Origin of the sequence: Stenotrophomonas indicatrix (assembly GCF_050573115.1) — a bacterium.
Lineage (GTDB): Bacteria > Pseudomonadota > Gammaproteobacteria > Xanthomonadales > Xanthomonadaceae > Stenotrophomonas > Stenotrophomonas lactitubi_A.
Genome location: NZ_JBNYZT010000002.1, coordinates 324,703 through 349,850, shown reverse-complemented (window position 1 = coordinate 349,850; position 25,148 = coordinate 324,703). Strand labels below are relative to the sequence as shown.

Annotated in this window: 19 protein-coding genes; 14 read left to right on the top strand and 5 right to left on the bottom strand. The window is 66.5% G+C overall.

Going from position 1 to position 25,148, the window contains the following annotated elements; genetic code table 11:
* Nucleotides 1-72: 72 nt before the first annotated feature.
* Nucleotides 73-2,037, bottom strand: coding sequence for an OPT family oligopeptide transporter (locus ACQ5SA_RS07570; protein WP_499313805.1), 1,965 nt, complete (start codon nt 2,035-2,037; stop codon nt 73-75).
* A gap of 200 nt (nt 2,038-2,237) precedes the next feature.
* Here ACQ5SA_RS07570 and ACQ5SA_RS07565 point away from each other — a divergent pair, with 200 nt between their 5' ends.
* The gene (locus tag ACQ5SA_RS07565) at nt 2,238-3,386 is read left to right on the top strand and encodes an acetyltransferase domain-containing protein (protein WP_499313803.1); all 1,149 of its coding nucleotides are present in this window, start codon (nt 2,238-2,240) and stop codon (nt 3,384-3,386) included.
* A gap of 79 nt (nt 3,387-3,465) precedes the next feature.
* Nucleotides 3,466-5,220 carry a peptide MFS transporter gene (locus tag ACQ5SA_RS07560; RefSeq protein ID WP_499313801.1) on the top strand — a complete coding sequence of 585 codons (1,755 nt, stop codon included), beginning with the start codon at nt 3,466-3,468 and terminating at the stop codon, nt 5,218-5,220.
* A 55-nt stretch (nt 5,221-5,275) separates the two neighbouring features.
* On the opposite strand, the gene ACQ5SA_RS07555 is transcribed toward ACQ5SA_RS07560, so the two are convergent.
* From ACQ5SA_RS07555 to ACQ5SA_RS07540, 4 genes are all read right to left on the bottom strand, one after another.
* Nucleotides 5,276-7,261 carry an alpha/beta hydrolase family protein gene (locus ACQ5SA_RS07555; RefSeq protein WP_499313799.1) on the bottom strand — a complete coding sequence of 662 codons (1,986 nt, stop codon included), beginning with the start codon at nt 7,259-7,261 and terminating at the stop codon, nt 5,276-5,278.
* Between the two features lie 66 nt (nt 7,262-7,327).
* A complete protein-coding gene (locus tag ACQ5SA_RS07550) occupies nt 7,328-9,313 on the bottom strand; it encodes an alpha/beta hydrolase family protein (protein WP_499313797.1) in 1,986 nt (661 codons plus the stop codon).
* A gap of 94 nt (nt 9,314-9,407) precedes the next feature.
* Nucleotides 9,408-11,375 carry an alpha/beta hydrolase family protein gene (locus ACQ5SA_RS07545; protein ID WP_499313795.1) on the bottom strand — a complete coding sequence of 656 codons (1,968 nt, stop codon included), beginning with the start codon at nt 11,373-11,375 and terminating at the stop codon, nt 9,408-9,410.
* A gap of 166 nt (nt 11,376-11,541) precedes the next feature.
* Nucleotides 11,542-12,177, bottom strand: coding sequence for a LysE/ArgO family amino acid transporter (locus tag ACQ5SA_RS07540; protein WP_165376533.1), 636 nt, complete (start codon nt 12,175-12,177; stop codon nt 11,542-11,544).
* Between the two features lie 141 nt (nt 12,178-12,318).
* Here ACQ5SA_RS07540 and ACQ5SA_RS07535 point away from each other — a divergent pair, with 141 nt between their 5' ends.
* The 12 genes from ACQ5SA_RS07535 to mdcH all read left to right on the top strand — a co-directional run bounded on the left by ACQ5SA_RS07535 (nt 12,319) and on the right by mdcH (nt 25,131).
* Nucleotides 12,319-13,224 carry a LysR family transcriptional regulator ArgP gene (locus ACQ5SA_RS07535; RefSeq protein ID WP_089239508.1) on the top strand — a complete coding sequence of 302 codons (906 nt, stop codon included), beginning with the start codon at nt 12,319-12,321 and terminating at the stop codon, nt 13,222-13,224.
* A gap of 104 nt (nt 13,225-13,328) precedes the next feature.
* On the top strand, nt 13,329-13,913 hold the full coding sequence (locus ACQ5SA_RS07530; RefSeq protein ID WP_353098488.1) for a hypothetical protein: 585 nt from the start codon (nt 13,329-13,331) through the stop codon (nt 13,911-13,913).
* Between the two features lie 78 nt (nt 13,914-13,991).
* Complete coding sequence (locus ACQ5SA_RS07525) at nt 13,992-14,438, top strand: GNAT family N-acetyltransferase (protein ID WP_353098487.1); 447 nt, start codon at nt 13,992-13,994, stop codon at nt 14,436-14,438.
* Between the two features lie 159 nt (nt 14,439-14,597).
* On the top strand, nt 14,598-16,295 hold the full coding sequence (mqo, locus tag ACQ5SA_RS07520) for a malate dehydrogenase (quinone) (protein ID WP_499313792.1): 1,698 nt from the start codon (nt 14,598-14,600) through the stop codon (nt 16,293-16,295).
* Between the two features lie 353 nt (nt 16,296-16,648).
* Complete coding sequence (locus tag ACQ5SA_RS07515; protein ID WP_499313790.1) at nt 16,649-18,847, top strand: TonB-dependent siderophore receptor; 2,199 nt, start codon at nt 16,649-16,651, stop codon at nt 18,845-18,847.
* Between the two features lie 283 nt (nt 18,848-19,130).
* Nucleotides 19,131-20,774, top strand: coding sequence for a malonate decarboxylase subunit alpha (gene mdcA, locus ACQ5SA_RS07510; RefSeq protein ID WP_499313788.1), 1,644 nt, complete (start codon nt 19,131-19,133; stop codon nt 20,772-20,774).
* A 10-nt stretch (nt 20,775-20,784) separates the two neighbouring features.
* Complete coding sequence (gene mdcC / locus ACQ5SA_RS07505; protein ID WP_312785601.1) at nt 20,785-21,105, top strand: malonate decarboxylase acyl carrier protein; 321 nt, start codon at nt 20,785-20,787, stop codon at nt 21,103-21,105.
* Entirely contained in the window at nt 21,102-22,010 is a 909-nt protein-coding gene (locus ACQ5SA_RS07500; protein WP_499313786.1) for a biotin-independent malonate decarboxylase subunit beta, read from the top strand. Before mdcC ends, ACQ5SA_RS07500 begins: the two co-directional genes overlap by 4 nt.
* A complete protein-coding gene (gene mdcE, locus ACQ5SA_RS07495; RefSeq protein WP_353098481.1) occupies nt 22,007-22,717 on the top strand; it encodes a biotin-independent malonate decarboxylase subunit gamma in 711 nt (236 codons plus the stop codon). Before ACQ5SA_RS07500 ends, mdcE begins: the two co-directional genes overlap by 4 nt.
* A complete protein-coding gene (gene mdcG, locus ACQ5SA_RS07490) occupies nt 22,710-23,360 on the top strand; it encodes a malonate decarboxylase holo-[acyl-carrier-protein] synthase (RefSeq protein ID WP_499313784.1) in 651 nt (216 codons plus the stop codon). The genes mdcE and mdcG overlap by 8 nt, the downstream gene beginning before the upstream one ends.
* Nucleotides 23,357-24,214: a triphosphoribosyl-dephospho-CoA synthase MdcB gene (mdcB, locus tag ACQ5SA_RS07485; RefSeq protein ID WP_499313782.1), complete on the top strand. Its 858-nt coding sequence runs from the start codon at nt 23,357-23,359 to the stop codon at nt 24,212-24,214. The genes mdcG and mdcB overlap by 4 nt, the downstream gene beginning before the upstream one ends.
* The gene (gene mdcH / locus ACQ5SA_RS07480; protein ID WP_499313780.1) at nt 24,211-25,131 is read left to right on the top strand and encodes a malonate decarboxylase subunit epsilon; all 921 of its coding nucleotides are present in this window, start codon (nt 24,211-24,213) and stop codon (nt 25,129-25,131) included. The genes mdcB and mdcH overlap by 4 nt, the downstream gene beginning before the upstream one ends.
* Nucleotides 25,132-25,148: the final 17 nt, after the last annotated feature.

Below are 25,148 nucleotides of genomic sequence, written 5' to 3'. Positions count from 1 at the left end.
GCTCTGACCCCAAACGCTGTCAGCATGGGGTCAGAGCCCTTCCCTGCGGGAAGGGATCCGACCCCGCGGGCGTCATGCCACGGCGCGCTTGCCGGTGCGGTAGATCAACCAGCCGACCAGGAACAGCACGGCCAGGCCGATCCACTGCGCGGCCGGCAGGTGGAACGGCACGGCCAGTACGTCGGCGCGGCTGCTGACCACGATCGGCACGGCGATGGCGATACCCATCAGCGCCTCACCGGTGATCAGGCCGGCAGCGAACAGCACGCCCGGCTTGTGCACGCGGTCGCGGCCCTCTTCGTCATCGGCGCGCACCTTGTGGAAGCGCTCGACCAGGTAGGAGATCAGGCCACCCAGGAAGATCGGCACCATCAGTTCCAGGGGCAGGTAGATGCCGATCGCCGCGGCGAGCACCGGCACGCGGAAGCGCGAGTCGCGCGACTTCAGCCAGCTGTCGAACGCGATGATGGCGGCACCGACCACGGCACCGATGCCGATGAAGGTCCACGGCAGCTCACCACCGAACAGGCCCTTGGCCACCGAGGCCATCAGGTTCGCCTGCGGTGCGGCCAGCGCATTCGGATGCAGCTCCGACTTGACGCCGATACCGTAGGCGGTAGCCAGCAGGTTCAGCACCGGGGCCATGATCAGCGCGCACGAGAACGCACCGATGCCCAGCATCAGCTGCTGCTTCCACGGGGTGGCACCGACGATGTAGCCGGCCTTGAGGTCCTGCAGGTTGTCGCCACCAACGGCGGCGGCACAGCACACCACCGCGCCGATCATGATCGCGGCCACCGCACCCAGCGGCGCACCGAAGGCGCCGACCGGCTGCAGACCGTCCTTGCCCAGCAGCAGCACCAGCACCGCCGACGCGAACAGGATGGTGGAGATGGTGATGCCCGAGACCGGGTTGTTGGACGAGCCGATCAGGCCGGCCAGGTAGGCCGACACCGACACGAACAGGAAGCCGGCGACGATCATGATGAGGGTCATCGGGATCGACACGTGCCACTGGCCGACGATGGCCTGGTACAGCGCCAGCAGCGGCAGGGTGAACACCACCAGGGCCACCAGCATCCACTTCATCGGCAGGTCGCGCTCGGTGTGCGCCAGTACCGGGCCACCGCTCTTGCGCGCGGCGGCGAAGCCACTCTTGACGCCGTTGAGCAGCGACTTGCGCAGCGAGATCAGGGTCCAGATGCCACCGATCAGCATCGCGCCGACACCCAGGTAGCGCATCTTCGCGCCCCAGATGGCGAAAGCCGCTTCGGTGGACGAGGCGGAGGCGATCGAGGCGGCCAGCGCCGGATCGGTGTTCATGAAGAACGCCTGGTAGATCGGAATGGCGATGTGCCAGGTCAGGATCGAGCCGGACACCACCACGATGCCGACGTTGAGGCCGACGATGTAGCCCACGCCCAGCAGCGCCGGCGACAGGTTGGTACCGATGAACGCGGTGATCTTGGAACTGCCGACATAGGCCGAGGTGGCCCAGGCGTCGGGGATCAGGCGCATGCCGCTTTCCGCGGCCAGCTTCACGAACGCACCGATCACCGCCGACAGGCCGAGGATCTTCAGACCCGGGCCGGGGTTTTCGCCGGCCTTGAGCACTTCAGCCGCAGCCTTGCCTTCCGGGAACGGAAGCGGGTCTTCGACGATCATCGAACGCCGCAGCGGCACCGAGAACAGCACGCCCAGCAGGCCGCCGAGACCGGCGATGCCCAGCACCCACCAGTACTTGAAGTCCGGCCAGTAGCCCATGATCACCAGCGCGGGGATGGTGAAGATCACACCGGCGGCGATCGACGAACCGGCCGAAGCACCGGTCTGCACGATGTTGTTCTCAAGGATGGAACCGCCACCCAGCAGGCGCAGCACGCCCATGGAAATGACCGCGGCGGGAATCGCGGTGGCGATGGTCAGGCCTGCGAACAGACCGAGGTAGGCGTTTGCGGCCGACAGCACCACCGCCAGCACGATGGCAAGGACCACCGCGCGGAAAGTGAGCTGCTTGGGCGCAGCGTCATGGTTCATGAAAGCCCCTGCTGGCAAAAAATCCCTGCCACGCTAGCGTTCAGGGGACAGCAAGTCCAGCGTGCCAAAGGATGGGGGCCGAGCATGGAAGGGGCAGAGGCCCGCACCGGCACCGCCAGCCAACCGATGCGGCAAAGCCTGAGTGGGCACACGGCAAACGCTATGTTATAACTTTCCATTGCCCCGCATCCACTCACCGCATGCCCTCCTCTGCTTCCCCCCGGCTGGCCTCCATCGACCAGCTGCGCGGCACCGTGATGCTGCTCATGTTGCTCGACCACGTCCGCGAGACGTTCTTCCTGCAGTACCAGGTGAGCGACCCGATGGACGCGGCCAGCGTGTCCCCTGCCCTGTTCGTCTGCCGCCTGCTGGCCCACCTGTGCGCACCGGTGTTCGTGCTGCTCACCGGGCTGTCGGCCTGGCTGTACGGCCAGCGCCAGGCTGACCCGCGCCGCGCCATCGCCGCCTTCCTGCTCAAGCGCGGCCTGTTTCTGGTGGTGCTGGAACTGACGCTGGTCAACTTCGCTTGGACCTTCCAGTGGCCGCCGGACACGGTGTACCTGCAGGTGATCTGGGCCATCGGCTTGAGCATGATCGCGCTGGCCGGCCTGCTGTGGCTGCCGCGGCCGGTGCTGGCGGGACTGGCGATTGCGCTGGTGGTTGGCCACAACCTGCTGGATGGCGTACGCGTGCAGGGCGACGGTGTGGTGGCGGTGCTGTGGAAAGTGCTGCACCAGCGCGACTGGATCGATGCAGGGGTGCTGCGACTGCGCACCTCTTACCCGGTGCTGCCGTGGATCGGGGTGATCGCGCTGGGCTACTTGATGGCGCCGTGGTTCGCTGCCGGCAGCGACCCGGAACAGCGCCGGCAACGCTTGCTGTGGGCCGGGCTGGGCGCGCTGGCCGCTTTCGCCCTGCTGCGCTTCGCCAACGACTATGGCGACGCGCCCTGGCAGTTCCAGCAGACCACGCTGCGCACGTGGATGAGCGTGTTCAACATCACCAAGTACCCGCCTTCGCTGCAGTTCCTGCTGCTGACCCTGGGCGTGGGCCTGCTGCTGTTGCGGCTGTACGAGTGGCCACCGCTGGCGCGTGCGCTGCGGCCGCTGGCCGATATCGGCGCAGCGCCGATGTTCTTCTACCTGCTGCACCTGTACGTGCTGAAGCTGCTGTACCTGGCCGCGCTGAAGACCTGGGGCCCGACCCACGGTTCCCTGTATGCACTGGACTCGGTGGCCGGCCTGCTGCTGGTGGCCTGCGCGCTGGCGGTAGTGCTGTATCCGCCTACGCGGGCGTTCGCGCGGTTCAAGGCGCGGCGGCGCGACCTGGCCTGGTTGCGGTATCTGTAATCGCCGAAGCCGGGCCGGCAATCCACGCATGGCGTGGATCTACTGAAAGCGGGTCGGGCCACAGGCCTATAATTCCGCGATGAATTCCACTGCTATCGCTTCCGACGACTTCCTGGGTCATCCCAAGGGCGTCTACGTCTGCTTCTTCACCGAAATGTGGGAGCGCTTCTCCTTCTACGGCATGAAGGCGCTGCTGCTGCTGTATCTCACCAAATACCACCTGTTCGGCGACAAGGCCGGGCTGGATCTGCTCGGTGCTTACGGCGGCCTGGTGTACTGCATCCCGGTGTTCGGCGGCATGCTGGCCGACCGCTGGCTGGGCATGCGCCGGGCGGTGCTGTTCGGCGGCATCCTGCTGGTGCTCGGCCACCTGGGCATGGCCTTCGAAGGCCACGCGGCGTACCGGGTCAACGGCGAAGTGGTGCGCGACACCTCGGCGCTGGCAGTGACCTACCTGTCGCTGGCCCTGATCATCATGGGCGTCGGCTTCCTCAAGCCGAACATCTCCACCATCGTCGGCAAGCTCTACCCGCAGGACGATCCGCGCCGCGACTCAGGCTTCTCGCTGTTCTATGCCGGCATCAACCTGGGCGCCCTGTTCTCTTCGCTGGTGTGCGGGTTCCTCGGCGAGGTCTACGGCTGGAAATACGGTTTCGGTGCGGCCGGCATCGGCATGATCGCCGGCCTGGCGATGTTCCTGTGGGGCCAGAAATACCTGCAGGGCCACGCCGAACCGCCGCAGCCGGCCACGTTGAAGCAGAAGGTGCTGGGCCTGCCGCGCGAATGGCTGATCTACCTGTGCGCGGTGATCGGCGTGCTGCCGGTGGCCTGGCTGATGTGGGCGGCCGGCAACGGCGCCTTCGCGCTCGGCGGTGAAATCAGCCTGGCACTGATGCTGATGCTGGTGGTACTGGGCGGCGTTCTGGTCTGGTTCGCCTGGTTCACCGGCACGAAGTGCACGCCGGTGCAGCGCCAGCAGATGATCGCGCTGATGGTGCTGATCTTCATGGCACTGGTGTTCTTCACGATGTACGAGCAGTCGTATGGCTCGTGGGTGACCTTTACTGATCGCCTGCTGACCAAGGACATCGTGCCGGCACTGGTGATCCGCGAAGGCTCGCCGTTGCCGTGGTCGATCATCTCGCTGCTGCTGGCACCGCTGGGCTTCGTGGTCAGCGCGCGCCTGTCCGAACGCCGCCCCGGTTCGTCCGCGCCGCGTATGTTCTTCATCGCCATCGTCGCGCTGATGCTGGTGCTGCTGGTGCGCGACTGCCTGGTGATCCCGCAGACCGCCGGTTCGCTGACCTACCTGGGCGGCCTGTTCCTGGTGCTGCTGGCACCCGCGTTCGCCGCGCTGTGGACGTGGATGGACCGCCGTGGCTGGGAGCCGGGCAAGCCGGTCAAGTCGGCCTGGGGCCTGGTGATCGGTGCGTTGTCGTTCGTGCCGCTGGCGCTGGCCGCGCAGCAGGTCGGAGCCACCGGCGAGATGGCCAGCGTGTGGTGGCTGGTATTGGCCTACTTCCTGTTGGCCAGCGGCGAGATGTGCCTGTCGCCGGTCGGCCTGTCGGCGGTGACCCAGCTGGCGGTACCACGGGTGATGAGCCTGATGATGGGCACCTGGTTCCTCGCGACAGCCTTCTCGGAAACACTGGCTGCGCTGTTCGGCAAACTGGCGGCGATTGATGTGCCCGAAGGCGAGACGCTGGACATGGCCGCTGCCGCTGGCGCCTATGCGCACCTGTTCTGGCTGCTGATGTGGATCGGCCTGGGCTGCGCGGTGCTGGCCTTCATCGCTGCGCCGCTGTTGAAGCGGATGATGCATGGGGTGAAGTAACACTCATTGGCAGGTCACTGCGGTGGCAACCACGATGGTTGCCGCCGCGTCTGTATCAGGGCGCCTTGGCCTTGCCCGAAGCCGTCGCGGCTGATGCCGTACCACCACCCAGGCTTCGCGACAGGAAGGCAAGCAATCGGGTGTAGTAGTCGCGCTGGTTGGCTTCGCTGTACAGGCCATGCCCCTCGCGCGGGTAGTAGACCGCCTCCACCGGTACGCCGGCCTGCTTCAATGCGGCCTCCATGCGCTCGGTGTGCTGCACGGGCGCACGCAGGTCTTCGCGACCGGCAGCCAGCAGCACCGGCACCTTGATGCCCGCCGCCAGATTGACCGGCGACACCGCATCCAGCGTGGCCGGGTCGCCCAGCCACTGCTGCAGATAGGTCACGCCCGACGCACGATCCTGGATATCGCCACGTTTGAACATCAACGGCAGGTCGTACACGCCGACATAGCCCGCCGCACACCGGTACAGCCCGGGCTCGCGCACGGCGCCCATCATCGCCGAGTACGCACCGTAGCTGGCGCCGTAGATGCAGATGCGTCCACTGTCGGCGATGCCTTGGCTGATCGCCCAACGGGTGGCGTCGGTCACATCGTCCTGCATCGCACGGCCCCATTGCTGGGCAGCCGCCTGGGTATGTGCACGGCCGTAGTTGCCCGAGCCACGGAAGTTGACCTGCAGCACTGCGTAGCCGGCGTCGGCCAACAACTGGTTCTCGCGCTCGAAACCCCCGTCATCGAACACGCCGATCGGGCCACCGTGCGGGACCACCACCATCGGCAGGTTGCGGCCATCGCTGCCTTTGGGCAGGGTCAGGAAGCCGTGCAGCGGCAGGCCATCGCGCGCAGCCAAGGTAACCGGGCGCACGCTGGCGCCGCCTTCGCGATCAAACCAGCGATGGCGGCTGGTGAGAAAGGCGGCGTTGCGGGTGGCCGTGGTGTACAGGAAATAGTCGCCGGGATTGGTTGCCGAGCTCACTTTCACCAGCAGACGCGTGTTGTCGCGGGTGCCAGAGACCAGGCTCACCGCCTGCCCTGGAAACGCCTTTTCAAGCTTGCGCTGGATGCCGGCGGTCGGCGACTGCTCATCGAAGAAGGCCGTGCGCGTGGCAGCGCCGACGAACTGGATGCCCACCGGCACGCGCGTGCCAGGCTGGTAGACCACATGGGTAGGGTCAACGGTATCGTCCTGCAGCAGCGTACGCCGCTCTCCGCTGACCGGGTCCCAGCTGACCACCGCGTCCGGGCCGCGGGCCTGCTCCACCACCAGGTAAGCCAGGCGGTTGTCGGCAGAGAAGCCGATCGGGCGTTCGATGCGGCGGCTGTTGCCTTCGTCGTTGACCAGCGTCCAATGATCGCGACCTTCGCGGTAGTAGAGCTTGTTGACGTTGTCGGCGGCGGCACCATGGGCGAAGCGCAGTTCCCCTTGATTGTCGGTGGTGAACGTCGCGCGCTGCACCGGTGAACGCGATACCGGGATGCGACGCCCGGTGATCACGTCCATCCGTTCCAGACGCGTATTGGTGTCGTTGGCAAATGGCCACAGCGAGATCAACACGTTGCGCTCGTCGGCAGGCAGCGGATCGGCAAGGAAGGCGGCGACCGGCTCGACCACGCGCCCGGTCACGAAGCCGGGCTCATCCGGGCGGGCGCGATAGCCGACCAGAAGATCACCGCGTTTGCCATTGGCGTCGATGGCATACAGTTCGCCCGTCGGCCGCGGTTGGTCCAACGGCCCCCATTTTTCGGCCAGACCGATGAGCAGGCGGCTGTCACTCACCCAGTCGACCTCGGCGGCATGATTGTTGCGTGGCGGCCGGAAATTGCCGACCAGCTCCATCGTGTCGGTACGCAGCACCGCCACGGCGGTCGCGCCCTCCAGCGGCAAGGTCATGGCAATGTATTCGCCGGTGGGCGAGAGCTGGATGTCATTGAACTCCGCACGACGCACATAGCCGTCCAGCGAAACTTCCGCAGCCTCCACCCCAGCGGCGCCGCAGATGGCCATCAATGCGGCCAGCACCTTTGCATGCTTCATCACTTCCTCCTTGAAGCCGGGCATCCCCTGCCCGGCATCGGGTCCGCTGGCTGCGGCTGGATTTCCTTACGGCGCCTTGTCAGCACCTGCGGTGGCGCTGGCGCTGGCGGTGTTGCCGCCCAGACTGCGTGACAGGAAGGCGAGCAGCCTGCTGTAGTACTCGCGCTGGTGCTCGGGCCGGTAGAAGCCATGGCCTTCGGTGCGGTAATACAGGCTTTCCACCGGCGCGCCGGCCGCCTTCAGTGCGGCCTCCATGCGCTCGGTGTGTTTGATCGGCGCGCGACGGTCTTCGCCTCCGGCGGCCAGGAATACAGGCACCTTCAGTTGCGCGGCCAGATTCACCGGCGAACGGGTACCCAGCGTCTTCGGATCACCCACCCAATCGCGCTGCCAAAGCATGGCCGAATCGCTCAACTGCGCCTCCCCAGTGAACATCAGCGGCAGGTCATACACGCCGACATAGCCGGCCGCGCACTGGTACAGCCCCGGCTCGCGTACCGGCCCCATCATCGCCGCGTACGCACCGTAACTGGCGCCATAGATGCAGATGCGCTTGCTGTCGGCGATGCCCTCGGCGATGGCCCAGCGCGTGGCGTCGGTCACATCGTCCTGCATCGCCGCGCCCCACTGCTTGGCACCCGCCTGGGCGAAGGCGCGCCCATAATTGGACGAACCACGGAAATTGACCTGCAGCACCGCATACCCTGCGGCGGCCAGCATCTGCGGCTCGCTGGTGTAGCTGCCTTCATCGAACACGCCGAAGGGGCCGCCGTGCGGCAACACGACCATTGGCAGATTGCGACCATCACTGCCCTGCGGCAATGTCAGGAATCCATGCAGCGACACGCCGTCGCGGGCCTTCAATGCAAACGGGCGAACCGTGGCGGCCAGTTTCGGGTCGATCCATTCGCTGCGGCTGAGCAGATGCTCTGCCGCCTTCGCGCGGGTGTCGAACAGGTAGAAATCCCCGGGGTTGCTGCCCGACCACGTCTGCACCACCACCTTGCCGCCATCGCGGGTACTGGAGGTGATGAGCACCGGGCCGCCGAACGCCGCCTCAAGGCTGCGGTACTGACGGGCATCGGCCCCCTTCTCATCGAAGAACCGGGTGCGCGGTGCATCGCCGACATACAGCGCGCCCACCGGCACGCGGGTGCCCGGGCGGAAGATGATCGCGTAAGGATCGACCACGCCATCGCGCAGCACCTCGCGCCGTTCGCCGGTCTGCGGGTTCCAGCTGAGGATGGCATCGGGCCCGGTGGGCTGCTCGACCTGCAGATAGGCCAGTGCACCATCTTCGGAGAAGCCGATGGCCCCTTCCACCCGGTGGCTCAGCGATTCGTCATTGACCAGTGACCACTGCGCATTGGTCCCAGCGCGGTAGTAGAGCTTGTTGACGTTGTCCGAGGTAGCGCCGTGAGCAAAGCGCACTTCGCCCTGATGATCGGTGGTGAAGCTGGCGCGCTGCACCGGCGAGCCGGAAACGCGCACGCGGCGCCCGCTGACCACATCCAGCCGCTCCACGCGGGTATAGGGATCATCGGCAAAGGGCCACACCGCGATCAGTACATTGCGGTCATCGCCGGGCAGCTCGTCGGTGAGGAAAGCCGCGACGTCCTCCACCTTCTTCGGCTGGATGCGCGTGCCCAGCCCACGGCCCTGCACGCGGTAGCCGACCAGCAGTTCGCCGCCCTTGCCATCGACATTGACGCCGTAGAGTTCACCGGTCGGTTGCGGGGTATCCAGCGCGCCAAGCTTCTCGGCCAGGCCGACCAGCAGGCGGTCATTGCTCACCCATTCAAAGGTGTTTGCGTGGTTCTTGTCCTGTGGCCGGAACACACCCGCGGGTTTGCGGTCGGACGTGCGCAGGATGATCAGCGCGGTGGAATCGTCCAGCGGTACGGTGCCGGCGACGTATTCGCCGCCCGGCGAGAGTTTGACGTCCGAGAACGACTCCGGCTTCAGGTACTTCTCCAGGTCCACCCCGCCGGTACCCGCCGACGTCCCGCCCACCACCGCGCACAGCAGCGCGGCAAATACAGTCCTGCGCATCCTTCCCCCTCCCTGCCGGACACCCTGTCCAGATTTGCCGATTCTAGGCAGGCCGACGATGGCTGCGCCAGTGACGAGCGCGCCATCGCCAGACTCAGGGCGCCTTCTCCGCATCACCGGTGGCCTGCGTTTGTGCGGTGGCTCCCCCCAGGCTGCGCGACAGGAACGCCAGCAGGCGTCCGTAGTACTCGCTGCGATGCGCCTGGGTGTAGAAGCCGTGGCCTTCGGTGCGGAAGTACAGGGCTTCCACCGGGGTACCAGCCCGTTCCAGCGCGGCCTGCAGCCGCTTGCTGTGCAGGATGGGCGCACGCGCATCCTCACCACCAGCGGCCAGGAATACCGGCACCCTGATGCGATCCGCCAACGCAACTGGCGACACCTCACCCAGCGAGGCCGGATCGCCCAGCCACTCCTGCAGATAGGCCACGCCGGAACGGCTGTCGCCCACATCGCCACGGGTGTACATCAACGGCAGGTCATAGACGCCCACGTAGCCTGCCGCGCACTGGTACAGCCCCGGCTCGCGCACCGGCCCCATCATCGCCGCGTAGGCGCCATAGCTGGCACCGTAGATGCAGATGCGTTTGCTGTCGGCGATGCCCTCGGCGATGGCCCAGCGCGTTGCATCGGTCACGTCATCCTGCATGGCACGACCCCATTGCCGCACAGCCGCACGCATGTGGGCACGGCCGAAGTTGCCGGATCCGCGGAAATTCACCTGCAGCACAGCATAGCCGGCCGCTGCCAGCAACTGCGTCTCGTGCGCGAAACGGCCGTCGTCGAACTCGCCGATGGGGCCCCCATGCGGCAGCACCACCATCGGCAGGTCGCGGCCTGTACTGCCGTGCGGCACGGTCAGGAACCCATGCAGGTCCAGTCCATCGCGTGCCTTCACTCTGATGGACCGCACCGATGCGGTCGTAGCCGGATCGATCCATTCGCTGCGCGCCAGCAGGAAGCGCGCCTGTCTGCGGTCGACGTCATAAAGGTAGAACTCGCCCGGATTGGCGCCTGACCAGGTTTCCAGAAGCAGCTTTCGTCCATCACGGGTGCTGGAGGTGATGAACACCGCCCGCCTGGGAAATGCCGCCTCCAGGCTGCGGTACTGCTGCGCTTCGGCCGATGCTTCATCGAAGAAGCGGGTGCGCGGGGTATCGCCCAGGAACAGTGCGCCGATCGGCACCCTGCTGCCTGGACGGCGGATCACCCGTGCCGGATCGACCACATCGTCGCGCAGAACAACCCTGCGTTCCTGCGTGATCGGGTTCCAGCTGACGATGGCATCAGGCCCACTGGCCTGCTCGCTCTGCAGGTAGGCCAGCTGGCCATCGGCGGAAAAACCGAGTGCCGCCTCGATGCGGCCACTGGCCGTTTCATCATTCACCAGCGCCCATTCGCCACCGTTGCGGTGGTAGAGACGGCTGCCGTTGTCGCTGCCGGTGCCACGCACGAAACGCACGTCACCCTTGGGGTCGATCGTGTAGGAAGACGCCGGCACCGGCGCACGGGCCAGGATGCGCTGTTTGCCCGTAGCGAGATCGAGCCGGGCTGCATAGCCATTGGCGTCCAGGCGCGACCCGCCCATTGCAATGACCACCTGGCCATCGTCGCCCGGCAGGGCGTCACTGAGGAACGCCGCTGCCTCGCTGTGGTACCTGGGCCGCAGGCGCAGTCCCAGGCTGCGGTAGCCGACCAGCACGTCCGTACGCCCGGTACGCGCGTCGAGCGCCAGCAGTTCGCCGGTGGCCCAGGGCGCATCACGGGTGCCGAACTTCTGGGCCAAGCCGAACATCACCTGATCGTTGTTGACCCAGTGCATGTCGAAGACATGGGAATTGCGTGGCGGCCGCAGGCTACCCACCGGCGTGTTGTCGTCCGTACGCAGGATGATCAACGCGGTGAAGCCATCACCGGGCACGGTCGCGGCCAGGTAGTCGCCGCTGGGCGACAGGATCACATCCTCGAACTTGTCCGGTCGCACGTAAGCGTCCAGATCAACCGCAGCAGCGGTCCCCCACGACATCCCTGCCACGATGATGGCGGCCAACCCATACCTGCGCATCCTTCCCCCCTTGCGCCTGGACGCCTTGTCCCGGCTGGCCGATTCTAGGCAGGCCAGCGGCCGCCCCGCCAGTGGGCACAAAAAACAACGGCACCGTTGCCGGTGCCGTTGTTACCACTACCTTGGAGAGAGAGTCAGGACGTGGGTTCGGGGGGCGTGCGCCGGGTCAATGGACCCCGCGCACGGCCAGAGTGAGGGCGAGGATGCTGAGGATCACCGCAATGGTGCCGTCCAGCACGCGCCAGGTGCTGGGCTTGGTGAACAGCGGTGCCAGCAGGCGCGCGCCGAGTCCCTGCGCGGTCAGCCACAGGCAGCTGGCAGTGACCACGCCGGCCGCGAAGGCCATGCGTGCATTGCCGAAGTTCTCGGCGATCGAGCCGATCACCATCATGTCCAGCCAGAAGTGCGGGTTGATCAGCGAGAAGCCGACCGCGGCCAGCAGCACCGAGCGACGGCTGCCGTCATCGCTGTCGGCCTCACCCATACCGCCGCCACCGGCGATCGCACGGCGCGCCGACTTCATCGCATACCAGGCCAGGAAGGCCACGCCGGTCCAGAGGACGGCCGTGGTCAGCCACGGCAGCGCCGTGGTGAGCGTACGCAGGCCGGCCACGCTGGCGAAGATGAAGATCGCATCGATGGCCGCACAGGTGGCGACCACCGGCACGATGTGCTTGCGCAGGATGCCCTGGCGCAGGATGAAGGCGCTCTGGGCGCCGACCACGGCAAACAGGCCGACGCCGGTAGCCGCACCACTGAACCAGGCACCGAGGCCGGTGCTGGCGGAGATGACCGAGAACATGGGATTCACTACCTTGTCTTGCTTTGGGGGGAGCGGTGCCTCGCGAAGGCGGACAGCACCGGAACGGGCGCCATTGTCGCGCCGCAACATAGAAAAGACGAGCTAAACTTACTAAACCAACATTAGCGGAGCTTAATTGCCATGCGCATCGACCATGCCCAGCTGCGGGCCCTGGCTGCGGTGATCCGCGAAGGCAGCTTCGACCGTGCCGCGCAGTCGCTCAACGTTACCCCCTCGGCCATCTCGCAGCGGGTCAAGGCGCTGGAAGACCGCATCGGCCGCCTGCTGGTCAAACGGGGCACCCCGGCAACCGCTACCGCAGAGGGCCAGCTGCTGGTGCAGCTGGCCGAGCAGACCGCCCTGCTGGAGCACGATGCCCTGCACCGCATGGGCTTGGCCGACGAGGACCTGCCACAGGCGAGCATCCCGGTGGCGGTCAACCACGACAGCCTGGAGACCTGGTTCCCGCAGGCCGCGCAGCAGTTCGCGCAGAGCACCGGCACCACCTTGGACCTGCGGGTGGAAGACCAGGATCACACGGTCGAGCTGCTGCGCCAGGGCACCGTGCTGGGTGCGGTGACCACCCTGGACGAGCCGGTGCAGGGCTGCCAGATCCACGCACTGGGCAGCATCCGCTACGCCGCGACCTGCACGCCGGAGTTCCGCGAGCGCCACTTCGCCAAGGGCGTGACCGCACAGGCGCTGGCGCAGGCTCCGGTGCTGGTGTTCAACCGCAAGGACGACATGCAGTCGCGCTTTGCCCGGCGCATGGCCGGCGCCGACCTGCCCAGCACGGCCCCCACCTGGTGGATTCCCTCCACCCGCGCTTTCGTCCAAGCCAATCTCGGCGGGCTGGGCTGGACGATGAATCCGTTGCCGCTGGTCAAGCGCCACCTGGATGCCGGGCGCTTGGTGTACGTGCGGCAGCGCGCGTGGGAGGACGTGCCGCTGTACTGGCAGCACTGGAAGGGTGACGTGCAGACCATGGCGCTGCTGACCCGGGCGGTGCTGGATGCCGCCTCGGCGCTGGTGCAGCGCAGGCGTTGAGAAAAGGGGACGGAGGGGCTCACGTCTTTTTTGCCACAAACGACTTGATCCCCTCCGTCCCGTTTTCATGCAAGCATCGGCGCAACCGACGATGGGGCTGGCCGATGGACACCGAACCGGTATTCCTGCATATCCGCGTGGTGATGGGGATCATCCTCGGCCTGTCCATCACCACCCTGCTGAAGGGGTTGGCGCAGATCATCGAACACCCGCAGCGGCGTGGCTGTTCGGCGCTGCACCTGTGCTGGGTGATGTGGACGCTGGTGTCGCTGGTCACCTTCTGGTGGTGGGAATTCCGCCTCATCGAAGTGCACCGCTGGACGTTTGAAACCTATCTGTTCGTGATCACCTACTGCGCAACCTGGTTCCTGCTGTGCGCGCTGCTGTTTCCCGACGATCTGCGCGACTACGGCAGTTACGGCCACTACCTGATGCAGCGGCGACGCTGGATCTTCGGGGTGATCGCGATATTGACGCTACTGGACCTTGTGGACACCGCGATCAAGGGGGGAAGCCGATGGCGGCTGCTGGGGGATGCCTACCCGTTGCACACGGCGCTGATGCTCATCGTTGCCGCGCTGGGATGGCATCTGCGCAGCGCGCGCACGCAGCTGGTACTGGCTGCAGCGACGCTGGCCTATCAACTGGGCTACTTCGCGGCGGAGTACTTCACCATCGGCAGTGATTGAAGACCGCCGCCGTCTCCATCCAATCTCCATCCGAGTCGTCCACACTCATCTGGTTCCGTTCGACCACAGGTCTCCCAGATGACGATCCATTACCGCGATGCCCTCCCCGATGATGCCGCTGCCTGCATCGACCTGCGCGGGCGCACCCGCGAAAATGCCTTCAGCGCCGCGCAACTGGCCGAACTGGGCATCAACGAAGAGAGCTGGGCCGCCGGCATCGCCGATGGCGATTCGATTGGCCGCGTTGCCTGCGAGGGCCAGCAGATGGCCGGCTACTGCTTTGCCGACCGCGAAAGCGGCGAGGTGCTGGTACTGGCCCTGCTGCCGGAATTCGAGAACCGCGGCATCGGCCGGCAACTGCTGCAGGACGTCGTCAGCCTGACCCGCGATGCCGGCCACACCCGCCTGTTCCTGGCCTGCTCGGCGGACCCGCATTCGCGCTCGTATGGCTTCTATCGGCATCTGGGCTGGAAGGCGACCGGCGAGATCGACGAGGCCGGTGACGAGATTCTTGCGCTGGTCTAGAGCCAGCGGCGGACGACGGGCCGGATGCTGCGTTGCATCAAAATCGGACCAGAAGCGGTTAAAATTGACCCTGGAATGCTGCAAGGCGTTGTTTCTTCACGCTCTTTCCCTGCTTCTTGCGCATCCTGACCCCTTCCCCCCGCCAACGATTCCGCCCCCATGAAGAAATTTGGCAAGGCCCTCCTCGCCCTGCTCGTGCTGCTGTTGCTGGTCGCCGCACTGTTCCTGTACTGGCCGCTGACCAAGCGCTCGGTGCCCGCCGCGAGCAACGACAAGCCCGTCGATGTCGTGCTGGTCGGCGCCGGCATCATGAGCATCACCCTGGCTACCTACCTGCAGGAACTGCAGCCGGACTGGAACATCCAGGTCTACGAGCGCCTCGACGGCGTCGCCGGTGAAAGCTCGGATGGCTGGAACAACGCCGGCACCGGCCACTCGGCATTCGCCGAACTGAACTACACCCCGGAACTGCCTGATGGCAGCATCGAGACCAAGCGCGCGGTCGGCATCGCCGAATCGTTCGAGGTCTCGCGCCAGTTCTGGTCGCACCAGGTGAAGGAAGGCCGGCTGAGCCAGCCCAGCGACTTCATCAACCCGACCCCGCACATGAGCTTCGTCTGGGGCGATGACAACATCGCCTACCTGCACAAGCGTCAGCAGGCGCTGGTGAAGAACCCGCTGTTCTACGGCATGCAGTACTCCGAGGACCCGGCGCAGATCAAGCAGTGGGCACCGCTGCTGATGGAAGGCCGCGACCCGAAGCAGAAGGTCGCCGCGACCTGGATGCCGTTGGGCACCGACGTCAACTTCGGTGTCATCACCCGCCAGCTGACCGCCGGCCTGCAGCACAGCCCGAACTTCGGCCTGCACCTCAACCATGAGGTCAGCGCCCTGCGGCAGAACGTGGACAAGAGCTGGAACGTGACGGTGAAGGATCTCAAGGCCGGCACCGAATCCACCACCCACGCCCGCTTCGTGTTCATCGGTGCCGGTGGCGCCGCGCTGAAGCTGCTGCAGATGTCGGGCATCCCGGAATCGAAGGACTACGCCGGCTTCCCGGTGGGCGGCCAGTTCCTCGCCTTCCAGGGCCAGGACGTGACCTCGCGCCATGGCGTGAAGGCCTACGGCATGGCCGAAACCGGTTCGCCGCCGATGTCGGTGCCGCACCTGGATGCGCGCAAGCTGGATGGCAAGCCGGTGGTCCTGTTCGGGCCGTTCGCGCTGTACAGCACCAAGTTCCTCAAGCACGGCTCGTGGTGGGACCTGTATTCGTCGGTCAACCACAACAACGTCGGCCCGATGCTGGAAGTGGGCAAGGACAACCTGGACCTGGTTCAGTACCTGATGGGCCAAGCGCGCCTCAACGACGCCGATCGCCAGGCCGAACTGGTCAAGTACTTCCCCAACGCCAAGCCGGGCGACTGGAAGCTGGTCACCGCTGGCCAGCGCGTGCAGATCATCAAGCGTGATCCGCTGAAGGGCGCGGTGCTGCAGTTCGGTACCGAGATCGTGACCGACAAGGACCACACCCTCGCCGCGCTGCTGGGTGCCTCGCCGGGCGCCTCGACCTCACCGCCGATCATGCTCGACCTGATGGCCAAGGCCTTCCCGGAACAGATGAAGGCCGGTTGGGAAGCCCGCCTGCGCGAGATCGTGCCGTCGTACGGCCGCAAGCTCAACGACAGTGCCGCGCTGACCAACGAGATCCGCACGCTGACCAGCCAGACCCTGCACCTGCCCTACCTGGACGTTCCAGTGGAAGCTGGCGCGACGCCGGCCCTGGCACCGACGGCCGCGCCGGCCCCGGCGCCGGCCAAGGAAAAGCGCAACGCCAACGAGGAACTGCAGGCGCTGTAAGCCTGCGGTTTACGGATGCAAACGGACGGCCACCCTCGGGTGGCCGTCTGCGTTTGTGCGGTTGAGGGTCGAATCCCTCCCGGAAGGGAGGGCTCTGACCCGCCGTGGATTGGCACCTACTGGGTCGGAGCCCATCGCCTGCGGCAACGGCATCCGACCCCGCCCCAGCCCCTGCCAGGCGCCGACAAGCCAGTGCGCAATGACGCGAATTGTAATGTTGTTAAGAATTATTTACATTTGCATCCTGCGCAGTGACCGCGCCACTCCCAGATGGACCTGATGTGCCCGAAGCCGCCGCCCGGGTGCTGGACGACTGTTTCCGCCCTTCCCCGCCTCCACGCTTCGAGCCCACCATGTCCCCGACCTTCCGTACCCGCCTGCCCCGCCGTGCGCTGCTGCCCGCCGCGCTGCTGTCCTCCCTCGCGCTGGCTGCACCGTCGGCGTTTGCCGATGTCGCTGCCGACGCGGCCGACGCCAAGACCCTGGACCGGGTGAGCGTGCGTGCCGAACAGTCAGCGCCGCCGTCCAGCACCACCCGCCTGCCGATCACCCTGCAGGAAACGCCGCAGTCGTCCACGGTGATCGGCCTGCAGCGCCTGCAGGACGAATCGTTGTTCAGCCTCAACGACGTGATGCGCAATGTCACCGGCGTCAGCGTGTCCTTCTATGACACCCAGCGCCCGCTGTACTACGCGCGCGGCTTTGCCATCACCGATTTCCAGGTGGACGGCATTCCCACCTACAGCGGCTCGACCAACCAGGAATACGACACCGCGTTCTACGACCGGGTGGAAGTGATCCGCGGCGCCAACGGCCTGCTCAGCGGCGCCGGCGTGCCGTCGGCCACGGTGAACCTGCTGCGCAAGCGCCCGGGCAAGGAGTTCGACGCCTCGTTCTCGGTCAGCGCCGGCAGCTGGGACTACCGCCGCATGGAAGCGGACGTGACCGCGCCGCTGACCGCCGACGGCCGCTTCCGCAGCCGCGTGGTCGCCGCCTACACCGACCGCGATTTCTATTACGACCGCTACAGAGAGAACAAGATGGCCGGCATGGCCGTGCTGGAAGGCGATGTGACCGATAGCACCACGGTCACCGTCGGCTACCAGACCCAGGACAACAACCCGGTGGGTTCGACCTGGGGCACCGTGCCGTTCTTCGACAGCAAGGGCAACTTCGCGCATCTGCCGCGCTCGACCAACCTGGCACCGAAGTGGAGCTACTGGCAGCGCGAGACCAGCACGGTATTCGCCAACCTGGAACAGCGCTTCGGTGAGAACTGGCTGCTGAAGATCAACACCGCCTACACCCGCGGCAATGTGCAGAACATGCGCCTGTATGGCACCGGCAATCCCGACCCGGTGACCGGCGCGGGCATCTACCTGCGCACCGCCGCCGGCGATTCGGAAGACACCCGCCGCAACGTCGACGCCTACCTGACCGGCACCTTCAACCTGTGGGGCCAGGAGCACGACGTGACCCTGGGCGCACAGTGGGCCGACCTGGAAGGCACCACCAATACCCTGGCGCTGAACTACCCGCGCGATTGGGCGACCTGTGGCCGTGAGCGCTGCTACTACATCCCCAACGTGCACACCTGGGATGGCGACATCTCCGAAGTGACGTACACCCTCACCGGCGCACGCCGCGTGGCCAAGACCACGCAGAGCGGTTTCTATCTTGCCACCCGCCTGCGCTTGGCTGATCCGCTGGCGCTGATCGCCGGCGCACGCCTGAGTCGCTGGCAGACCCAGACCCGTGCCTACAACGCCGCCGGCGCCTACACCGCCACCAGCGGCGCGTACAAGGTGAGCGATGAAGTCACCCCGTACGTGGGCCTGGTATACGACATCACCCCGAACGTGGCGGCCTATGCCAGCTACACCGAGATCTTCAACCCGCAGAACAACAAGGACCGCAACGAGAACCTGCTGGCTCCCGTGCAGGGCTCCAACCTGGAGGCGGGCCTGAAGACGCAGTGGTTCGACGGCCGTTTGACCGCCAACGCGGCGATCTTCGAAGCCAAGCAGGACAACTACGCGGTACGTGACATGGGCGTGCCGGAAGGCTCGCTCAGCGATGGCAGCTCGGCCTTCATCGGTGTCAACGGCACCAAGGCGCGCGGCTGGGAGGTGGACGTCAACGGCGAGATCCTGCCGGGCTGGACGGTCAACGCTGGCTATACCCACGTCAAGGTGACCCGTGCGGCCACCGATCTGCTGTACGCCAATCCGGCCGAAAACCTGCTGCAGCTCAATACCCAGCTGCAGCTGCGCGGCGCGCTGGAGCGCCTGAGCATCGGCGGTGGCGTGCAGTGGCAGAGCAAGGTGCAGGGCTACAACATCCCCTACCCGGTGGGTGTGGGCACCACGGTGACGGTGAACCAGCCGGCGTATGCGCTGGTGCAGTTCAACGCCAACTACCGCATCAGCGACAACTGGACGGCGACGCTGAGCGTGCGCAACGCGCTGGACAAGACCTACTGGGCCAACCTGGACTACAACAACTACGGCGAGCCGCGCTTCGTGGCGGCCAGCCTGCGCTGGAAGTTCTGAGGTAGCTGCGAGAGGTTGCTGGGCTGCGCCCGGCAACCTCAACAACAACTGCGGGCTCGCTGGGGGATGGCGGGTCACTGTTTGCCAGTAGATCCACGCCATGCGTGGATGACCACGAATCCCTAATGGGCCCGCCTCTACGCGGGCCCTTTCGTTTGCAAGACCATCCACGCGCGGCGTGGATCTACTGAATACGCCAGGCGGTCAGATTTGCTGCGCTGCGGGTTGCACACCCCTCCATAATTATGGCGTAATTATTCCAACACCATTCGGAAGTCCGTCGATGAACCCGAGCTGGGACACGCTGGAGCGGGGCCGCCAGGCGCGGCTGGAACGCGCCGCGCCATGGGCCAAAGGCCACGAGGTGGCGGCCGGCGATGTCGCCGAACTGCTGCACTCGCTGCTGGAACCGGGCGACAAGGTCTGCTTGGAAGGCAACAACCAGAAGCAGGCCGACTTTCTCGCCCAGGCCCTGGCCGACCTCGACCCGGCGCGGGTGCATGACCTGCACATGGTGCAGTCGGTGCTGTCGCTGCCCTCGCACCTGGATGTGTTCGAGCGCGGCATTGCCTCGAAGCTGGACTTCTCCTTCTCCGGGCCGCAGTCGGTACGGCTGGCAAACCTGGTGGCCGAGGGCCGCATCCAGATCGGCGCCATCCACACCTACCTGGAACTGTTCGGCCGCTACTTCATCGACCTGACCCCGCGCGTGGCGCTGGTCGCGGCGCACGCCGCCGACCGCCACGGCAATCTCTACACCGGCCCCAACACCGAAGACACGCCGGTGATCGTGGAGGCCACCGCATTTGGTGGCGGCATCGTCATCGCCCAGGTCAACGAGATCGTCGACACCCTCCCCCGCGTCGACATTCCTGCCGACTGGGTCAACTTCGTGGTGCAGGCGCCGCGCCCGAATCACATCGAACCGCTGTTCACCCGCGACCCGGCGCAGATCTCCGAGATCCAGGTGCTGATGGCCATGATGGCGATCAAGGGCATCTACGCCGAGTACGGGGTGAACCGGCTCAACCACGGCATCGGTTTCGATACCGCAGCCATCGAACTGCTGCTGCCCACCTACGCCGAATCGTTGGGGCTGAAGGGAAAGATCTGCCAGCACTGGGCGCTGAATCCGCACCCGGCGCTGATTCCCGCCATCGAATCGGGTTTCGTCAAATCGGTGCACTCGTTCGGCTCGGAACTGGGCATGGAGAAGTACATCGCTGCGCGTGGGGATGTGTTCTTCACCGGCGCCGACGGTTCGATGCGCTCCAACCGTGCGTTCTCGCAGACTGCAGGACTGTATGCCTGCGACATGTTCATCGGCTCCACCCTGCAGATCGACCTGCAAGGCAACAGCTCCACCGCCACCCGCGACCGCATCGCCGGCTTTGGTGGTGCACCCAACATGGGTTCTGATGCACGCGGCCGCCGCCATGCCAGCGACGCCTGGATCAAAGCGGGCCAGCAGGCCGCGCGGCCGGGCGAGATGCCGCGTGGGCGCAAGTTGGTGGTGCAGATGGTGGAAACCTTCCGCGAGCACATGGCACCGGCCTTCGTCGACCGCTTGGATGCCTGGGAGCTGGCCGAACGCGCGGCCATGCCGCTGCCGCCGGTGATGATCTACGGCGACGACGTCAGCCATGTGCTGACCGAGGAAGGCATCGCCAACCTGCTGCTGTGCCGCAGCCCGGAAGAGCGCGAGCAGGCGATCCGCGGCGTGGCCGGCTACACCGCCGTGGGCAGGGGACGGGACCGCGCCATGGTGGAAAACCTGCGCGACCGCGGAGTGATCCGCCGCCCGGACGATCTCGGCATCAACGTGCGCGATGCCAGCCGCGATCTTCTTGCCGCGCGCTCGGTGAAAGACCTGGTGCGCTGGTCCGGCGGTCTGTACGACCCGCCCAAGCGCTTCCGCAACTGGTAAGGGGCACGCCATGGAAACCCTCGACTATCGATTCGACGGCACGACGCCTGTGCGCTTCCCCACCGATACGGTGCTGGTGGGCGTGCTGGCCTCGGGCAACCTGGAAATCCTGCTGGAACCGGCCGACCTGGACGGTGCGATGACGGTGCGCATCATCACCGCCGCGCGTGGCTTCGGCACGGTATGGCAGGCGGTGATCGCCGACTTCGCCCAGCGTCACCCCCTGCGCGATGTACGCGTGTCGATCAACGATGCCGGCGCCACACCGGCGGTGGTCAGCCTGCGCCTGGACCAGGCGGTAGAGACCCTGCGTGCCGGAGGCCAGCCATGACGCTCGCACAGCGCAACAGTTATTACGAAGCCGATGCCCGCGCACGCATCGCCGGACTGCTCGATGCAGGATCGTTCCGCGAATTTCTCGGCCCAGCCCAGCGCGCCATCAGCCCGCACTTGGCGCAGCTGGACCAACCGGCCGCCTTCGACGATGGCATCGTCGTCGGCGAAGGACGCCTGCGCGGCAAACACGTGCTGGTGGCCGCGCAGCAGGGTGAATTCATGGGCGGCGGCGTGGGCGAGGTGCATGGCGCCAAGCTGACCGGCCTGCTGCGCCGCGCTGCAGTCACCCATCCCGATGGCGTGCTGCTGCTGCTCGATACCGGTGGTGTGCGCCTGCATGAAGCCAACGCCGGCCTGATCGCCATTTCCGAAATCATGCGTGCCGCCCTGGATGCGCGTGCGGCGGGGGTACCGGTAGTCGCGCTGATTGGCAGTGGCAACGGCGCCTTCGGTGGCATGGGCATTGTCGCCCGCTGCTGCACCACGGTGATCATGTCCGAGGAGGGGCGGCTGTCGCTGTCCGGTCCGGAAGTGATCGAGACCGTGCGCGGCGTGGAGGAATTCGATTCGCGCGACCGCGCATTGGTGTGGCGGGTGACCGGCGGCAAGCACCGCTACCTGATCGACCAGGCGCAGGTGCTGGTACCCGATGCGATCGGCGCGTTTGCGCAGGCGGCCTTTGATGCACTGCAGCCAGACACCGCCAGCGCCGATACCGACGCGGCGCTGGCCGCGTTGCAGGCACGCCACGCCGCATTGAAAGCGCGCGTGGCAGCGTGGGGCGACTGCAACGATGGTCTGCAGATCTGGGCGCGCCAGGGCATTGCAGATCCAGAACGTCTGGCGTTGCTGGAAACCGATGCCTTCCTTGCCGCCACCGCGCACAGGAGCCTGCCATGAGCACGCCATTGAATACGCTGCTGGATGCGCTGTTTACCCGTGGCCATGCAATCGCCGTGAACGATTCGGTACTGACCGGTACAGCGACCACCGACGACGGCGAGGTGACGGTGATCGGCACCACCGACAGGATCGAAGTAGGCGTGGACCACGCCCTTGTGTTGGCCGACACCGTGCTGGCCAGCACCGCTGCACATCCGCAGCGTCCCATCGTGATGCTGGTCGATACCGCCGGCCAGCGGCTGGCGCGCCGCGATGAACTGCTGGGCATCAACGGCTACTTCGCCCACCTCGCACAGACCCTGGACCTTGCCCGCCGCCGCGGTGCGCGCCTGGTCACGCTGGTCTATGGCGAATCAGTCAGCGGCGGCTTCCTGTCGTTCGGGCTGATGGCCGACCACATCCATGCCCTGCCCGATGCGCAGGTGCGGGTGATGGACCTGCGCGCGATGGCACGGGTAACCAAGCAGCCGCTGGAGAAACTGCAGGCGCTGAGCCTGACCTCGCCGGTGTTCGCGCCGGGCGTGGAGAACTACGTGGCGATGGGCGCGGTGCAATCGCTGTGGGAGGGCGATCTCGCGCATCATCTGCTGGACGCGCTGCGCGCACCCGCCGACGGTGACCATCGCGCCGCGCTTGGCGCCGAACGGGGTGGCCGTACATTGGCCGCGCAGGTGGCCGCTGCAGTGAGCCAGGGCAATGCCTGAGCGGCCTGCCCGGCACACGCTGGTCTGGCTGTCGGCCGATGCCGATTGGCGGGCAGACGTGCCCACGCACGAGCCGCGCCTTGCCGCGTGGTTGGCGCAGGGCTTGCCTGCGGTAGTGGCGCGTCGTGCAGCGGATGATCCCGATCCGCGCCTGCGACTGGGCGTTCCACTGCCACCGGCCGAAGGCAAGCAGCGCCTGTCGTTGCGCGTACCGCTGCGCGACGTCGCTCGCATGCATGCACCGCCGACATTGAGTGAGCTGCTGGCAGCAGGCGACGCCGCTGTGCCGCAGGCATGGCAGGAATCACTTCACGACCTGCTGGCACTGGCCCCGGCCCGTGTGTTCGGCGCCTTCGCCTGGCAATGGCTGACTGCCCTGCCCTATGTACATGAGCGTTCGGACATCGACCTGCTATGGCAGGTGACCGATGCCGCGCAGGCCGAGGCGCTGATCGCGCAGTTGCTGGCATGGGAGAGCCGCCATCCGCAACGTCTCGATGGCGAGCTGTGCCTGCCCGATGGCGGCGCGGTGAACTGGCGCGAACTTGCCGGCCGCAGTCGCCAGGTGCTGGTGAAACGTCTGGATGGAGCCGCATTGGAAGCACGCGATGCGCTGTTCAACACGCGCGAGGTGACCGCATGATCGCCGCTCTGAAGCAGTTGCCCGCATACGGCGCGATGGTCGACAGCGCACGCTTGGGACGGCTGGCCATTGCCAGCCTGCATGCCGAGCTGGCCTGTGCCCCGAAACCGGGCCTGGTCACACCGTTCAACAGCGGCAGCCATGACGACATGGATGCCAGCACCTTCCTGCGCAGTCTGTTCGCGCTACGTCACTACTTCACTGCGCTGGCAAGGGCCGGTGCAGCGGGTGCCTCCTTCACGGTGCTGCGCGATCACGGTATTGCCGCCGAAGTGGCCATGCTGGCGGCCACCGGCGGTATCAACACCCATCGCGGTGCGATCTTCAGCCTTGGCCTGCTGGTGGCCGCCGCTGCTGAGCGCAGGCGCGTGCATGGCCATGCCGTATCAGGCGAGCAGGTGTGTCTGGCGGTCCAGCAGTGGAACGACGCGCTCATCGCTGCGCCACTGGACCCGCACAGCCCGGGACAGCGCGCGCGTGCACGCCACGGGGTCTGCGGTGTGCGCGAACAGGCTGCCGCCGGCTACCCGGTGCTGCGTGAGTTGGCCCTGCCTACCCTGCGCCACGCGCTGGACAGCGGCCTGCCGCGCGACGCCGCGCTGTGCCATACGCTGATGCAGCTGGTGGCACAGGTGGACGATCTGAACCTGCTGCACCGTGGTGGCGCCGAGGGCCTGTACTGGGCGCAACAACAAGCGACCACATTCCTTTCCTCGGGTGGCGCCTTCGCACCGGACTGGCGCGCGCGCCTGCAGTCCATGGGCGATGCGTTCGTGATGCGCCGGCTCAGCCCGGGTGGCAGTGCCGATCTGCTGGCCTGCGCCTGGTTCCTGCTGCAGCAGGAGGGTGCATGAGCTTGGCCCTGCTCTGCCCCGGACAAGGTGCGCAGCATCCGGCGATGTTCGACCGCGTGCGGGGCATCGCCGCTGCACGCGCGGTACTGGACGCGGCGGCCGACGTGCTGGGACGCGACGTGTTCGCTGCCGCAACCGCCGATGACCGCTTCGACAATGCGCAGGCGCAACCGCTGCTGTGCGCTGCCAGCATCGCGCAATGGCATGTCCTGCGCGACACCCTGCCGAGCCCGATCCTGCTGGCCGGATACAGCGTCGGCGAACTGGCGGCGCACGCCATTGCTGGTAGTTTCGATGCCACCACCTGCCTTTCGCTGTCGGCCCAGCGCGCGCGTTTTATGGATGCTGCCAGCCCCGCTGGTGCGGGGATGCAGGCCGTGCTGGGGCTGGATCGACAGACTGTGCAGACGCTGTGCGAAACCCATGGCGTACACGTGGCCATCGCCAACGGCGCAGATCATTTCATCGTTGGCGGCACGTTGCCGGCCCTGCAGGCGCTGGCCGCTGCCGCGCACGCGCAGGGCGCGGAGGTGCGGCTGGTGCCGGTGCATGTGCCGGCGCACACGCCACTGCTGTCGGCGGCAGTCGAACCGTTTGCTGCAGCGCTGCAGGCGACCACCCTGCATGCCCCTCGCCTGCCGCTGTTGGCTGGCATCGATGCACGGCCGGTGCGCGACACCACGGCGACGGTGCATACGCTGTCCGCGCAGCTGGCGCAGACCATCGAATGGGCACAGGTGATGCGACAGGCCTTCGAGCGCGGCGCGCGGGTGTTCCTGCAGTTGGGTCCGGGCAACGCATTGGCACGCATGATCGCGCCGGCCTATCCGTGCTGCGAGGTGCGCGCGATCGAGGAATTCCAGAGCCTGGACGGCGCGGCGGCGTGGGTCCGCAGCGCGCTGCAGCGGCTGCAGTAACGGGTTTGAGCAGTACG

Excerpts from the sequence above, each read along its gene's own strand:
- ACQ5SA_RS07570 (WP_499313805.1), bottom strand. The coding sequence starts at position 2,037 with ATGAACCATGACGCTGCGCCCAAGCAGCTCACTTTCCGCGCGGTGGTC.
- ACQ5SA_RS07565 (WP_499313803.1), top strand. The coding sequence starts at position 2,238 with ATGCCCTCCTCTGCTTCCCCCCGGCTGGCCTCCATCGACCAGCTGCGC.
- ACQ5SA_RS07560 (WP_499313801.1), top strand. The coding sequence starts at position 3,466 with ATGAATTCCACTGCTATCGCTTCCGACGACTTCCTGGGTCATCCCAAG.
- ACQ5SA_RS07555 (WP_499313799.1), bottom strand. The coding sequence starts at position 7,261 with ATGAAGCATGCAAAGGTGCTGGCCGCATTGATGGCCATCTGCGGCGCC.
- ACQ5SA_RS07550 (WP_499313797.1), bottom strand. The coding sequence starts at position 9,313 with ATGCGCAGGACTGTATTTGCCGCGCTGCTGTGCGCGGTGGTGGGCGGG.
- ACQ5SA_RS07545 (WP_499313795.1), bottom strand. The coding sequence starts at position 11,375 with ATGCGCAGGTATGGGTTGGCCGCCATCATCGTGGCAGGGATGTCGTGG.
- ACQ5SA_RS07540 (WP_165376533.1), bottom strand. The coding sequence starts at position 12,177 with ATGTTCTCGGTCATCTCCGCCAGCACCGGCCTCGGTGCCTGGTTCAGT.
- ACQ5SA_RS07535 (WP_089239508.1), top strand. The coding sequence starts at position 12,319 with ATGCGCATCGACCATGCCCAGCTGCGGGCCCTGGCTGCGGTGATCCGC.
- ACQ5SA_RS07530 (WP_353098488.1), top strand. The coding sequence starts at position 13,329 with ATGGACACCGAACCGGTATTCCTGCATATCCGCGTGGTGATGGGGATC.
- ACQ5SA_RS07525 (WP_353098487.1), top strand. The coding sequence starts at position 13,992 with ATGACGATCCATTACCGCGATGCCCTCCCCGATGATGCCGCTGCCTGC.
- mqo (WP_499313792.1), top strand. The coding sequence starts at position 14,598 with ATGAAGAAATTTGGCAAGGCCCTCCTCGCCCTGCTCGTGCTGCTGTTG.
- ACQ5SA_RS07515 (WP_499313790.1), top strand. The coding sequence starts at position 16,649 with ATGTCCCCGACCTTCCGTACCCGCCTGCCCCGCCGTGCGCTGCTGCCC.
- mdcA (WP_499313788.1), top strand. The coding sequence starts at position 19,131 with ATGAACCCGAGCTGGGACACGCTGGAGCGGGGCCGCCAGGCGCGGCTG.
- mdcC (WP_312785601.1), top strand. The coding sequence starts at position 20,785 with ATGGAAACCCTCGACTATCGATTCGACGGCACGACGCCTGTGCGCTTC.
- ACQ5SA_RS07500 (WP_499313786.1), top strand. The coding sequence starts at position 21,102 with ATGACGCTCGCACAGCGCAACAGTTATTACGAAGCCGATGCCCGCGCA.
- mdcE (WP_353098481.1), top strand. The coding sequence starts at position 22,007 with ATGAGCACGCCATTGAATACGCTGCTGGATGCGCTGTTTACCCGTGGC.
- mdcG (WP_499313784.1), top strand. The coding sequence starts at position 22,710 with ATGCCTGAGCGGCCTGCCCGGCACACGCTGGTCTGGCTGTCGGCCGAT.
- mdcB (WP_499313782.1), top strand. The coding sequence starts at position 23,357 with ATGATCGCCGCTCTGAAGCAGTTGCCCGCATACGGCGCGATGGTCGAC.
- mdcH (WP_499313780.1), top strand. The coding sequence starts at position 24,211 with ATGAGCTTGGCCCTGCTCTGCCCCGGACAAGGTGCGCAGCATCCGGCG.